Source organism: Kribbella sp. CA-245084 (assembly GCF_050942355.1).
GTDB lineage: Bacteria > Actinomycetota > Actinomycetes > Propionibacteriales > Kribbellaceae > Kribbella.
In genome coordinates, this window is record NZ_CP192053.1 from 3,261,288 (window position 1) to 3,274,629 (window position 13,342).

The window sequence follows — 13,342 nt, forward strand, 5'->3', positions numbered from 1 at the left end:
AACAGATCTGCGTGAGACTACCTGCTCTAGAGGTACGTGTCCTTCGCCAGGTCGTAGGCGAGTGCCTTCGCGACCGTCAACGCGTCGTCCTCGTCGAGACGGTGCTGTACGACGAGGTTGGCGAGGTAGCCGGCGTCGATCCGGCGAGCCAGGTCGTGGCGGGCCGGAATCGACAAGTACGCACGGGTGTCGTCCACGAACCCGGACATGTTGTAGAAGCCCGCCGTCTCGGTCACGAGCTCACGGAACCGCCGCATGCCGTCGGGGCTGTCGAGGAACCACCACGGCGCGCCCAACCGGACGGCAGGGTAGACGCCGGCCAGCGGCGCGAGCTCCCGGGAGTAGACGGTCTCGTCGACTGTGAACAGCACGATCCGGAAGCCGTCTGCGTGCCCGAACCGCTCGAGCAGCGGCCGCAACGATCGCGTGAACTCGGTCGCGACCGGGATGTCGTGCCCCTGATCTGGTCCGTACGTCGCGAAGATCGCCGGATCGTGATCGCGCAGTACGCCGGGGTGCAGCTGCATGACCAGCCCGTCCTCGGCCGACATCACTGCCGACTGGTAGAGCATGTGTCCGGCGAACGCGGCCGCGTCGTTGGCGGTCACGTCCCCCTTCAACGCACCGGTGTAGATCCGGCTTGCTTCTGCATCCGACAGCGGTACGGCGGCTGCGCTCAGGTGACCGTGGTCGGTGGCCCGCGCGCCGGCCGCGACGAACGCCTGCCTTCTTTGCCGGATCGCTGCCAGGAATCCGTCGTACGTCGTGGTGTCGACGTCGGCCAATGTGCCGAGCTGGGCGATGAGTTCTGGCCAGCCGGCGCGGTCGGGGTGTGCGACGGCGTCGGGGCGGAACGTCGGGACGACCCGGCCGGGGAGGTCCGCGGCGAGCTTCGCGTGCTGCGCGAGGTCGTCGGTGGCCGCGTCGGTGGTGGAGATCAGCTCGATGTTGAAGCGGTCGAGCAGGGCCCGTGGGCGGAACTCGGGCTCGGCGAGGCGTGCGGTGATCTGGTCGTACAGCTCGTCGGCGTTGTCGGCGGACGGGTGCACGGTGATGCCGAGGACCTCGGCGAACTCGTGCTCAAGCCAGTAGCGGCTAGGGGTGCCGAGGAACAGGTGCCAGTTCGCGCAGAACTCGCGCCAGATCTCGCGCGGTTCGGCGGTCTTCTTGCCGTCGCGGCGGGGGAGGCCGAGCTTGTCGGGGGAGACGCCCTGGGAGACCAGCATCCGGGTCACGTAGTGGTCCGGGACGACCAGCAGCTCGGCGGGGTCGCCGAACGGCGCGTCGGTGGCGAACAGCCCGATGTCGACGTGCCCGTGCAGGCAGAGCAGCGGCAGGTCCTTCGTCGAAGCGTGAATCCGCCGGGCGACATCACGCGCCTCCCCGGCCGGGAAAGCACGATCCGGATGAGGCTGCAGGGCCTTCGACATGGGTCCTCCGATGCGATGGGCTGAAACGTATCCTGCAAAGGATTGCAGCCGTACCTTGTCAGCACAAGAGAGCGTCCACGAGCCGACCGCTTGACACAGCCTGCAACCGATTGCAAACTCAACCCGAACCAACTCCCCGCGCCTCGCTTCGCTCGGGGCGGGGAGGAAATGGAAGCAACCAGCTGTGACCGGCCCGAGCTGGGCTCGGGCTGGGGTTCGGTTGGGTCGGTGGGTGATGGAGGTGGGCGTGGCGGCGACTATTCGGGATGTGGCTCGGTTGGCGGGTGTGTCGCCGTCGACCGTTTCTCGGGCGTTGTCGTTGCCTGGGATGGTGAATGCGGCGACGAGGGCGCGGGTTGCTGCTGCGGTCGAGCAGTTGGGGTACGAGCCCAATCGGGCGGCTCGCGGGCTGATCACCGGGCGGACCGGGACCATCGGTCTGGTCGTGCCGGATCTGGCCAACCCGTTCTTCGCGAGCGTCACCAAAGGCGTGCAGGCACGCGCCCGCCGCCACGACGTCGCCGTCTTCGTCGCGGACACCGACGAGGACCCGGCCGCCGAGGCCGGACTCGTGCGCGCGCTGTCCAAGCAGGTCGACGGCGTCATCCTGTGCTCGCCCCGCGCGAGCAACGACGAACTCGCGGCCATCGCCGAGGACACCACCGTCGTCCTCGTCAACCGTGCCGCCGAGGGGATTCCGGGCGTCACCTACGACAACGAGGGCGGCATGCGCCAGGCCGTCGCCCATCTTGTTGCCCTCGGCCACCACCGGATCGCCTGGGTCGGCGGACCGGCAACCTCCTGGTCGACCCAGCACCGCGGCCTCGGCCTGCGCAACGCGGTCGAGGAACTGCGCGCGAAGCTCGCCCCGGTAGGCAACTTCGCCCCGACGTACGAAGGTGGCATGGCCGCCGCCGACCAGGTGATCGCGACCGGCGCCACCGCCGTCGTCGCCTACAACGACCTCGTCGCGATCGGCCTGCTGGCCCGCCTGCACGCCCGCGGACTCTCGGTCCCGGGCGACCTGAGCGTGGTCGGCGTCGACGACATCGCGATGGCATCCATGGCCCGACCGGCGCTGACCACGGTCCGCCTGCCCAAGCAGGAGGCCGGCCGGATCGCCGTGGAGCTGCTGCTGACGATGCTCGACGACCCGGAGGGCGCGGCCGCCTCGGCCGGCACCCACGGGGAACTGCACGGGGAACTGATCGTCCGGGACAGCACCGGACCAGCACCGCCCAACTAGAAACCTCACGGTGATCAACCCGGAAGGTCTCGCACGACGCTCAGACGATGCAGACCAGACCGGGCCCGCCTTGATCCAGAGGAGAAACCCGATGCACCTGCAACGGAGAATGATCGCGACCGCCGGCCTGTTCGCCGTACTGGTCGCCTGTGGCGCTCCGGCGCCGAACAAACCCGCCACCGGCAGTAGTGGTGACGTGCCGGACAAGCCGTCCAAAGCGGTGACGCTGAACATCCTGGACGTCGCCGGCAACCTGCAACTGACACAAGGCATGATCGACGACTTCGTCCAGCAGCACCACGACGTGATCTCGAAGGTCACGTACTCGAAGGCGCCGGCGCCTGAGCTGGCCGGCAAGATCAAGGCCCAGCAGAACGCGAACCGGGTCGACATCGACCTGGTCCTGACCGGCACCGACGGTCTCGCGGCCGGCCGCGAACAGGGCCTGTGGACCGATCTGCTGACGAAGTACTCCGATCGGCTGCCCGGTATGAAGGACTACCTCGCGCCCGCGGCCAAGATGCAGGAGCTCGCCGGCAAGGAAGGCGTCACGGTCACCTACTACCCGTCCGGTCCGCTGCTCGAGTACATGCCGTCGAAGGTCCCGTCGGCGCCGAAGACCGCCGACGACCTGCTCGCCTACGCGAAGGCCAACAAGGGCAAGGTCATGTACGCGCGGCCCGCCAACTCCGGCCCCGGCCGCACGTTCCTGATGGGCCTGCCGTACATCCTCGGTGACAAGGACCCGAAGGACCCGGTGAACGGCTGGGACAAGACCTGGGCCTACCTCAAGGAGCTCAACCAGTACGTCGACTTCTACCCGTCCGGCACCGCGGACACGATGAAGGCGCTGGCCAACGGCTCGGCGAACATCATCGCGAGTACGACGGGCTGGGACATCAACCCGCGCGTCCTCGGCACCGTGCCGAAGGAGGCCGCGATCACCCCGATCACGGGGTTCCACTGGGTGACCGACGCGCACTACGCCGTCGTACCGAAGGGTGTGTCGACCGACAAGCAGGCCGCGATCCTGCAGTTGCTGCAGTTCATGCTGACGCCGGAGCAGCAGGCCAAGGCGTACGACAAGGGCTACTTCTACCCGGGGCCGGCGATCAAGGGTGTCGAGCTGTCGCAGGCGCCGCAGGAGAGCAAGGACGCGATCACGGAGTACGGCCGTCCGGAGTACGACAAGCTGATTGCCGACAATCCGACCGAGGTACCGCTGGACGCGAAGGCTCTGGTGGCCGCCTTCGACAAGTGGGACCGCGAGGTCGGCGGTAGCAAGGTGAAGGGCCAGTGAGCGGGTTCGACCAGCTCCGGCTCGAGGGCGTCACCCGCCGGTTCGGGACCGCGGACGCCCTGTCCGGGCTCGACCTGACGATCGAGCGGGGCGAGTTCATCGCCCTGCTCGGCCCGTCCGGCTGCGGCAAGTCGACCGCGCTGAACTGCCTGGCCGGCCTGCTCCCGCTGACCGCCGGCGCGATCTGGCAGGACGACAAGCAGATCGACACGCTGCCGCCGGAGAAGCGCGGCTTCGGCATGGTGTTCCAGAACTACGCGCTGTTCCCGCACCTGACCGTCCGGGACAACATCGCTTTCGGCCTGCGCATGCGCCGCCTGCCGAAGGACGAGGTACGGCGGCGGACCGCCGAGGCGATCGAGACGGTCCAGCTGACCGAGCACGCGAGCAAGCTGCCCGGGCAATTGTCCGGCGGGCAGCAGCAGCGGGTGGCGATCGCTCGCGCGACCGTGCTCGAGCCGTCGCTGGTGCTGATGGATGAACCGCTGAGCAACCTCGACGCCAAACTCCGGCTGGAGATGCGGACCGAGATCCGTCGGCTGCACCAGTCGCTCGGCCTCACCACCGTGTACGTGACGCACGACCAGGAGGAGGCGCTCAGCATGGCCGACCGCCTGGTCGTCATGCGGCAGGGCAAGGTGCAGCAGCTCGGCACGCCCGAGGAGGTGCACACCAAACCGTCGACCTGGCACGTCGCCGACTTCATGGGCTACCGCAACCTGTTGCCATTGAAGGTTTCTCAGCTGGCCGGCGACCAGGTGACGGTCGACCTCGGCGGTACGGCGATCCGCGGCGCCGCGCAGAGCCCTGTCGCACCGGGGGACGACGTGATCGCGGCCGTCCGACCCGAGGACGTCAAGCTGGGCGACGACGGCGTGAAGGGACTCGTCGAGGTCGTCGAGTACCAAGGCCGTGAACGCGCGGTCGAGGTGGTGATCGCGGGCGATCTCAGGCTGCATGTGCGGACCGAGCAGCGGGTCGAGCCGGGGGAGCAGGTCGCCCTGACGGTCACGCCCGGGCGGCTCCTGGTGTATCCGTCATGAGCGCAACCACGAAAGCCCAGATGCCTTCCACCCGCTCAGCCTCGACCTGGCAGCACCGGCTGGCCGAGCGGGGTGTCGATCGGCGGCTGTGGTTGTTGCTTCCGGCCACGATCTTCGTCCTGCTGCTGTTCGTGTACCCGTTCCTCTACGGGTTGAGCCTGTCGTTCCAGCCGATGAACGGCGGCGGAGTCCTTGCCAACTACAACAAGTTCTTCGGCGACGCGTACCAGCGCGACACGATCGCGACCACGCTGAAGATCGCCCTCCCGGCCGCACTGCTGAACGTGCTCGCGGCGGTACCGATTGCCTTCCGCCTGCGCGGCCGGTTCCGCGGCAAGCGGCTGCTGACGACGATCCTCGTCGTACCGATCACGCTCGGGACGGTGCTGACGGCGCAGGGGCTGCTGAACTACCTCGGCCCGACCGGCTGGTTCAACCGCGTCTTGCTCGATCTGCACATTGTTGACAATCCTATCCGGCTGACGAACAACTACTGGGGCGTGTTCTTCTCGCTCGTCATCACCGGCTTCCCGTTCGCGTTCCTGCTGGTGCTGTCGTACCTGAGCGGCATCGATCCCACCCTCGAGCGGGCCGCCGCGACGCTCGGCGCCTCCAAGGCGCAACGGTTCCGCCGGATCACGCTGCCGTTGCTGGCACCCGGATTGGCGACAACCTTTTTGTTGACATTCGTACTCGCGTTCTCGGTCTTCCCGTCGGCGGTGCTGGTCGGCAACCCGGCCGGGTCCACGCGGGTGATCTCGCTGGCGGCGTACCAGGCGGCGTACGAGCAGTACGACTACTCGTACGCGTCGGCGATCGCGATGGTGATGGGCGTCGTGGAGCTGGTCGTGGTGGCTGTCGTGCTGCTGTGGCGGTCGCGGCTCTACACCGGATCGACGGGAGGCAAGGGATGAGCCAGCGGATCAGAAAGGGGACAACCCCGCTCGGATGGGTCATCTGGGCCGTCGTCGCGTTCTTCTTCGTCAACCTGGCCGGTGTGGTCCTGTCGGTGTTGGTCAGCTCGTTCGGCCGACGCTGGTTCGACACGTGGTTCCCGAGCGGTTTCACCACCCAGTGGTACGGCGAGGCGTGGCGCGAGTTCACGTTGTTCCACGTCATCGTGGTGACGCTGCTCGTGTCGGCGCTGGTCGTCGTACTGTCGGTCCTCGTCGGAGCGCCGGCGGCGTACGTGCTGGCCCGGAAGAACTTCCCGGGCAAGCGGTTGGTCTACCTGACCTTCCTGCTGCCGATCCTGATGCCGCCGATCACCTACGGCATCCCGCTCGCGACCGTGCTCTACAAGTTCGGGTTCGCCGGTCACCTGTCCGGGGTCGTGCTTGCGAACCTGGTGCCGTCGGTGCCGTTCGTGATCCTGACCATGACGCCGTTCATCGAGCAGGTCGATCCGCGGATCGAGGACGCGGCCCGGATGCTCGGCGCCGGGACCCGGGCGGTGTTCCTGAAGATCCTCGCGCCGCTGCTCGTCCCGGGCCTGCTGGCGTCGGCGATCCTGGTGCTGGTCCGTACGGTCGGCATGTTCGAGCTGACGTTCCTGACGGCCGGACCGGATTCGCAGACGCTGGTCGTCGCTCTCTACTACTCAATGTCCGCGGCCGGGATCCGCGCTCAGCAGTCCGTGGACGCGATGGCTGTCATCTACACGGCGATGATGCTGGTACTCCTGGTAGTAGCGCTTCGCTTCGTCAATCCGACGCAATTGGTCGCCCGAGTGAAGGAAGAACCCTCCGAATGAATTCGAGCAGGCTCAGTCTCGCCAATCTGCCCGTCGCCCCCGAGGTCGACCCGCACTCGCTGTCGGTCGGCATCGTCCACCTCGGCCTCGGCGCCTTCCACCGGGCCCACCAGGCGGTGGTGACCGAGCGAGCGGCGGTTGCCACCGGCGAGACACGCTGGGGGATCGCAGGCGTCAGCCAGCGCTCCGCCACCGTCCGCGACCAGTTGGCACCGCAGGACGGCCTGTACTCCGTCCTGGAGCGCGGGCTCGGTGATCCGACCGTCCAGGTCATCGGCAGCATCCGCGACGTACTCACGGCGCCGGAGGACCCGGACGCGGTGGTCGCGCGGATCGCGGACCCGGCGGTCACCGTGGTGACGCTGACCGTCACGGAGAAGGGCTACCGCGCGACCGGCACCGGGCTGAACCTGGACGACCCGGAGATCCAGGCCGACCTGACCGGCCGCCCGCCGCGGACGGTCGTCGGCCAGCTCGCCGCCGGGATCGCGCGGCGCGACGAACCGCTGACGATCGTGTCCTGCGACAACCTGGTTGCCAACGGCCCGTTCCTGCGCAAGCTGGTGACCGACTATTTCGATGCCCTGGGCAAGATCCCGGAGACGTTCGAGGCGACGCGGTTCCCGGCCAGCATGGTCGACCGGATCGTGCCCGCCACGACCGAGGACGACCGTGCGGAGGCGGCCCGGCTGCTCGGCGTACGGGACGAGGCCGTGGTGGTCGCAGAGCCCTTCCTGCAATGGGTGATCGAGAACGACTTCGCCGGCGACCGTCCGGCGTGGGAGCGCGGCGGCGCCGTCCTTACCGCAGACGTCGCGCCGTGGGAGCAGGCCAAGCTGCGGATGCTCAACGCCACCCACTCGATGCTCGCGTACCTCGGCGCGCTGCGCGGCTACGAGACGATCGCCGAGGCAGTCCGCGACGAGGAGCTGTCCCGGTTGTCGCAGGCGCTGATGACCGACGACGTCGTACCGACGCTGACGCCGCCGGACGGGCTCGACCTCGCGGCGTACGGCGCGAGCGTGCTGGAGCGGTTCGCGAACCCGGCGCTCAAGCACCGGACCCGCCAGGTCGCGATGGACGGCTCGGTCAAGCTGCCCGTCCGCATGCTCGGCACCGTCCGAGACCGCCTGGCCGCCGGCGCCGAGCCGCGCACGATCTCGCTCGCCGTCGCCGCCTGGATGGTCTACGTCCTGCGGACGCCGGATCTCGACGACCCGCAGGCCGACAAGCTGAAGGCTGCGATCGCGGCCGTGTCCGAGCCGGCCAAGGTGGTCGATGCGTTGCTCGCCGTGGACTCCGTGTTCACTCCCGACCTGCGTGACTCAGCCGTGTTCCGCGACTTGCTGGTCGAGCACGTCAGCTCGCTGCTGGCAGGATCGTGAGTACGCCGGTCGCGTCCAGGATCGCCCTGCCGATGGTGAACGCGCTCGCTGCGTCCTGACCGGTCGCGCGCCACTCCTGCGCGGTGTACCACTGACCGGTCTTCTGGAACCGTTCGGCGCCGAGGCTGTCGAGGATGTACACGTTGTCGTCCAGGCTGACCTCGCCCGCCGGGATCGCCGCACCGGAGTTCTGCACCATGCCGGTCGCGGTGGTTCCGCCGCGCATCGTCACCTGGTTGCCGGAGACAACGATATCGCGGAGCACGTTGGTGCCCCACGGGCCGGAGCCGCGGGTGCGGGACTGGATCGAGATCCCGTTGACGTTGTTCGCGACCACGTTGTCACGCACCTGGACGTTCGACGAGGTGTTGACGTTGATCCCGCCGCCGTCCCACAACGACGTCCCCGAACCGCGGCCGGTGCCGAAGCCGTTGCCGCTGATCGAGTTGCCCACGATCACGCCGTTGCGGCCGATCTCGTAGCGGATCCCGTCGGCGGCGTTGTCGATGATCTGGTTGTTGCTGAACGTGCGACTGTCGTCGTACGCGTCGCTCCACAACCCGATGCCGCGGTTGTCCTGGATCAGGTTTCCGGTCACCGAACCGCCGCTCGACCAGGTCGTCTTCACGCCGCCGGACTCCCAGTCGGCGATCCAGAAGCCGTCGGTGTTGTTGTCGCTGATGTCGTTGGCCGCGATCGTGCCCTTCAGCGTGCTGTACTGCCCGACGCCGAGCTGCCCGTTGTCGTGGATCCAGTTCTTCTCGAGTACTGCGCTGTCCGCGTTCTGCAGCATCGCGCCGATCGCGTGGTTCCAGCGGAGCTCGTTCGCGAACACGTGCCAGCCAAGGCCCAGCACGACCGCGCCGCTCTGCGGGGGAGTGGCGAAGTGCTCGACGGTCAAACCGCGCACGGTGACGTTGTTCCCGCCGGGCGCGATCGCGGTCGGGGTACTGGACATCTCCACGGCATGGCCGGCCGGGATGTCACCCAGGTAGATCGCGTTCGCGGCGTAGTCGGCGTAGAAGGTGCCGCGGGCAACTTTGTCGCGAGAGGCCACCCGGGTCAGGTGTTTGCCGTCGTAGAACACCTGCTCGGCCAGATAGCAGATGTTGGTCTTGTTGTCCTCGCACTGCCCGGTCTGCGGGTACGCCGACGGCAGCACGCCCGTGGTCACCCAGGCGGCGTTGGACAGGGTCCACTTCGTCAGCCGCACGGATCCCGTGAGGACGGCGCCGTCGTCGCTCGCCAGCACCTGGTTCGCCTTGGGACGGATCGTTTCGGAGATCCGGTGCAGGCCGGACGCGAAGCAGAACGTCGTACCGGCGGGCCAGTCGTCGACGACCTGGGCGGCGTTGTCGGTGGTCTTGATCGGCACCCCGGCGCAGGCGGGCGCCAGCGCGGGTCCGCTGCGGAACGTGCCGTCCGCGGGCGGTGTGGCGAGTGTCGTGGCCGCCTGCGCGGGCAGGGGGCCAGGGGCAACCAGACTGGTGCCGATTGCAACTATTGCCAGAACTGCTCTCTTCATTGCGGAGCCTCCGGTGGCACAGGTGAGCCCTGAGCGCACCCCCCATGGCGCGGCTTCGCTTTGCAGATTACCCCTACATCACGTAGTCATGGCAATACGTAGCGCACAAATATGTTGCGGTGAGCAAGCGATCGGTTCGCGAGGCTGTGCTCAATTGGCAAGGAAGGTGCCGATGGCATCCAACCCGGCCGACTGCCACCCGGCGGCCGTGAGCTTCGTGCCGAACCGGCTGAACCGCTGCGTGCCGAGGTCGTCCAGCACGTACTTGTTGCCGCTGAAGACGACTTCACCGGCCGGTACGGCGGCGCCTGCGTTCTGGACCATGCCGGTCGCCTGCGTGCCGGCGGTCATCTCGATCGTGTTCCCGGTGACCTGTACGTCGCGGAGCAGGTACGTTCCCCACGGGCCGGTGCCACGGGTCCGGGACTGGATCGCAATGCCGTTGACGTTGCCCGAGACCTTGTTGCCCTTGATCGTGATGCCGGACGAGGTGTTGATGTTGATCCCGCCGCCGTCCCACAGCGACGTACCCGAGCCGCGCCCGGTGCCGAAGCCGTTGCCGGTCACGGTGTTGCCGGAGATCGTGCCGTTGCGGCTGATCTCGTAGCGGATGCCGTCCGCGGCGTTGCCGACGATCTGGTTGCCGCTGATCACCCGGCCGTCGTCGGCGACGTCGGCCCACATCCCGACGCCCTTGTTGGACTTGATCATGTTGCCGCTGACCGTGCCGGACGACCGGGTGGACTTGATGCCGCCGGACTCCCAGTCGGCGATCCAGAAGCCGTCGGTGTTGTTCGAGGTGATGATGTTGCCGGTGACGGCCGCCGCGGCCGAGCTGTACTGGCCGAGACCGAGCTGGCCGTTGTACTGGATCAGGTTCTTGTCGACCTTGGTGCTGTTGGCCTTCACCAGCATGACGCCGACCGCGTGGTTCCAGCGGACGTCGTTGGCGGTGACCTTCCAGCCCGGCCCAGAGACGAGCGCGCCGGCCTGCGGTGCGCTGGCGAAGTGCACGATGGTCAAGCCGCGTACGACGACCCCGGTCGCGTTCGACTCGATCGCGGTCGCCGTCTTCGACATCTCCACCGCGTGCCCGACCGGGTTGCTGCCGAGATAGATCGCGTTTGCCGCGTAGTCCGCGTAGAACGTGCCGGCCTTGACCGCCGAGACGCTCGCGACCCGGGTCAGGTGGACGTCGTCGAGGAACAGTTGCTCCCGCAGGTAGCAGATGTTCGACTTGTTGTCCTCGCACTCACCGCTCTTGCCGTACGCCGCCGGCAGCGCGCCGCGCACCACCCATGCGGAGCCGGATTTCGCCCAGCCGGTCAGCGGGACCGACCCGGTCAGGACGGCGCGCTTGGCGCTCGCGAGCACCTGGTTCGCCTTCGGGCGGATGGTCGAGCTGATCCGGTGCAGGCCGGCCGCGAAGCAGAACGTCGTACCGGCGGGCTTGGAGTTCACGATCGACTGTGCGTTGTCGCCGGGCTCGATCACCGTGCCGACACAAGGACCTGCAACAGCCGGGCCGGCCTCGTCCGAGTCCACGGTGGGGGTCGTGGGGAGCTTGGGCTCGACCGGCTTGGTCGGGGTGGCGGTCGGCTTCTTGGTCGGCGTCGTCGACGCGCCGGGCTTCTTCGAGGGCGCGGCCGTCGAGCGAGTGGCCTTCGGCTGCGACTTGCCGGGAGTCGAGGTCGTCTTTCCTGGCCGGTGCGATGGCAGCACCCGGGACGCGGCCTGCTCCGCCGTCACGGACTTGGCGGCGGTCGTCGCCTTGTTCTCGTTGGCGATCACGGGCATCGCGATCGTAACGACTGCCAGCGCCGCAGCGATAAGCGCTGCGAACCACAACTTCCTCAATGCACTCTCCTGGGAGCGGGAAACCAGGTGTAGCCGTCTGCGTGACGAGGGCGGGACTTAAGGTAGTGCCATGCGGGTCGCCATGTTGCACAACCGTTACCGGACCGGTCAACCCAGTGGCGAGAACACCGTTGTCGCGCAAACGGTTGATTTATTGCGCAACTCAGGACATGAGATCGACCTCTACGCCCGAAACAGCGACGACATCGCGCAGTTGAGCCGGAAAGATCGCGCGCTGTTACCGTTTCGCTCCGTTTGGTCATTTTCGGCGGAACGCGATTTAACACTTCTATTGCAAGCGCAGCGGCCCGATCTGGTGCACGTTCACAACACTTTTCCGTTGTTCAGCGCCTCGGTGCTGCGGGCGGCGTACCGCTTGAACCTTCCGGTGGTCGCGACCTTGCACAACTTCCGGCTGCTCTGTGCGAACGCGGTGCTGCAGCGCGACGGGGCGCCGTGCGAGTCGTGCGTCGGCAAGCTTCCGTTGGCCGCGGTGCGGCACAGCTGCTACCGCGAATCCCGCGTGCAGACGTTGCCGCTGGCGGCGAGCATCGGCGTTCACAACACGCTGCACACCTGGCAGCGGTACGTCGACACATTCGTCGTACCGTCCGGGTTCGTCCGCGATCGGTACGCCGCGGCCGGCTTCGACCCGGAGCGGTTCGAGGTGAAGCCCCACGCCGTGCCGCACTCGGGCGAGGTGCGCAGCGGTGCGGGCGACGGCGTGGTGTTCCTCGGGCGGCTGAGCGAGGACAAGGGGTTCGCGGATCTGCTGCAGGCGTGGGACTCCTCGCTCGGGAAGCTGATCGTGGTCGGCGACGGTCCGCTGCGGGCCGCGGCCGAGGAACGGGCCCGAAAAGACCTGTCTGTTCAGGTGCTTGGTCAACGACCCTGGGCAGAGTGCATGGAACTGCTGCGCTCCGCGCGCGTCGCCGTCGTACCGGCACGTTCGTATGAGAGCTTCGGACTCGTGGTGGTAGAGGCTTTCGCGCACGGCGTTCCGGTGGTCGCTTCCCGGCTCGGGGCGCTCGCGGAGCTTGTTGACGACGGAGAAACCGGTGCATTGACCGTCCCCGGTGATCCGGAGGGATTGCGGAAGGCGATCGGGTTGGTGGCTGATCCCGAGACTTCGATAGCCTTCGGCGAACGAGCCCGACAGGTTTATCTGGACCGCTTCACTCCGGAGCGTGATCTGGTGGCCACGGAGAGGATCTACACCGATGCGATCGCCCGGCACGCCGACAGCGGCCGGACGCGTCGGGGATCCTGGGCGCGCCGTGCCGGACAGGTATAAAGTTCCGCGGGACGCAGGGGGCAGCGTCGCGCCAGAGGGATCGCAGGAATTCGTGTTGGGGGATGGCAGTTTGGCCAGGGTGCCGGGGGTCGGATGTGTGGCCGGGGTCTTCGACCTGTTCCACGTCGGGCATGTCGACGTGCTCGAACGGGCGCGCCGGCACAGCGACCGGTTGGTGGTCGCCGTGTTGTCCGACGAGTGGGCGCTGGACGCCTGGGGCGCGCGGCCGTTCGTGCCGCTGCTCGAGCGGGCGCAGATCGTCGAGCACCTGCGGTGCGTCGACGAAGTGGTTGCCGTGGACGACGTGCGGTCCGAGTGGCTGACCGGCGTACTGGGGGTACAGACCGTGTTCGCTGCCACTGGCACCGACGGTGTGCTGGGCGTTGACGAGCTGGACGGGATTCCGCCCGCCCTCATCACCGTCCTGCCTGCCGGCCGGGACTCCCGCAGCCCGATCCTGCGCGCCGCGATCGACCAGCGGCAGTCGCGGTCCTCCGTCGCATGAGCTC

Annotated in this window: 11 protein-coding genes; 8 read left to right on the plus strand and 3 right to left on the minus strand. The window is 67.9% G+C overall.

Going from position 1 to position 13,342, the window contains the following annotated elements:
- Positions 1–26: 26 nt before the first annotated feature.
- The gene (gene uxaC / locus ACQPYH_RS15705) at positions 27–1,430 is read right to left on the minus strand and encodes a glucuronate isomerase (RefSeq protein WP_432891909.1); all 1,404 of its coding nucleotides are present in this window, start codon (positions 1,428–1,430) and stop codon (positions 27–29) included.
- Between the two features lie 247 nt (positions 1,431–1,677).
- Here uxaC and ACQPYH_RS15710 point away from each other — a divergent pair, with 247 nt between their 5' ends.
- The 6 genes from ACQPYH_RS15710 (at position 1,678) to ACQPYH_RS15735 (ending at position 8,157) form a co-directional block, all read left to right on the plus strand.
- Positions 1,678–2,676, plus strand: coding sequence for a LacI family DNA-binding transcriptional regulator (locus ACQPYH_RS15710; RefSeq protein WP_432891912.1), 999 nt, complete (start codon positions 1,678–1,680; stop codon positions 2,674–2,676).
- Between the two features lie 91 nt (positions 2,677–2,767).
- Positions 2,768–3,976 (plus strand): ABC transporter substrate-binding protein, encoded by a 1,209-nt coding sequence (locus ACQPYH_RS15715; RefSeq protein ID WP_432891914.1) that lies wholly within the window; start codon positions 2,768–2,770, stop codon positions 3,974–3,976.
- Positions 3,973–5,019 carry an ABC transporter ATP-binding protein gene (locus ACQPYH_RS15720; RefSeq protein WP_432891917.1) on the plus strand — a complete coding sequence of 349 codons (1,047 nt, stop codon included), beginning with the start codon at positions 3,973–3,975 and terminating at the stop codon, positions 5,017–5,019. The genes ACQPYH_RS15715 and ACQPYH_RS15720 overlap by 4 nt, the downstream gene beginning before the upstream one ends.
- Positions 5,016–5,933 carry an ABC transporter permease gene (locus ACQPYH_RS15725; RefSeq protein ID WP_432891920.1) on the plus strand — a complete coding sequence of 306 codons (918 nt, stop codon included), beginning with the start codon at positions 5,016–5,018 and terminating at the stop codon, positions 5,931–5,933. Before ACQPYH_RS15720 ends, ACQPYH_RS15725 begins: the two co-directional genes overlap by 4 nt.
- Complete coding sequence (locus tag ACQPYH_RS15730) at positions 5,930–6,772, plus strand: ABC transporter permease (protein WP_432891923.1); 843 nt, start codon at positions 5,930–5,932, stop codon at positions 6,770–6,772. The genes ACQPYH_RS15725 and ACQPYH_RS15730 overlap by 4 nt, the downstream gene beginning before the upstream one ends.
- A complete protein-coding gene (locus ACQPYH_RS15735) occupies positions 6,769–8,157 on the plus strand; it encodes a mannitol dehydrogenase family protein (protein ID WP_432891926.1) in 1,389 nt (462 codons plus the stop codon). The genes ACQPYH_RS15730 and ACQPYH_RS15735 overlap by 4 nt, the downstream gene beginning before the upstream one ends.
- Here the strand turns inward: ACQPYH_RS15735 and ACQPYH_RS15740 are convergent.
- Together ACQPYH_RS15740 and ACQPYH_RS15745 are read right to left on the minus strand one after the other, a co-directional pair.
- The gene (locus tag ACQPYH_RS15740; protein WP_432891929.1) at positions 8,132–9,682 is read right to left on the minus strand and encodes a right-handed parallel beta-helix repeat-containing protein; all 1,551 of its coding nucleotides are present in this window, start codon (positions 9,680–9,682) and stop codon (positions 8,132–8,134) included. The genes ACQPYH_RS15735 and ACQPYH_RS15740 overlap by 26 nt on opposite strands.
- Before the next feature lie 150 nt (positions 9,683–9,832).
- Positions 9,833–11,539 (minus strand): right-handed parallel beta-helix repeat-containing protein, encoded by a 1,707-nt coding sequence (locus ACQPYH_RS15745; RefSeq protein ID WP_432891932.1) that lies wholly within the window; start codon positions 11,537–11,539, stop codon positions 9,833–9,835.
- Between the two features lie 70 nt (positions 11,540–11,609).
- On the opposite strand from ACQPYH_RS15745, the gene ACQPYH_RS15750 reads away from it, so the two are divergent.
- Positions 11,610–12,833: a glycosyltransferase family 4 protein gene (locus tag ACQPYH_RS15750; protein ID WP_432891935.1), complete on the plus strand. Its 1,224-nt coding sequence runs from the start codon at positions 11,610–11,612 to the stop codon at positions 12,831–12,833.
- 79 nt (positions 12,834–12,912) lie between these two features.
- The gene (locus ACQPYH_RS15755; protein WP_432891938.1) at positions 12,913–13,338 is read left to right on the plus strand and encodes an adenylyltransferase/cytidyltransferase family protein; all 426 of its coding nucleotides are present in this window, start codon (positions 12,913–12,915) and stop codon (positions 13,336–13,338) included.
- Positions 13,339–13,342: the final 4 nt, after the last annotated feature.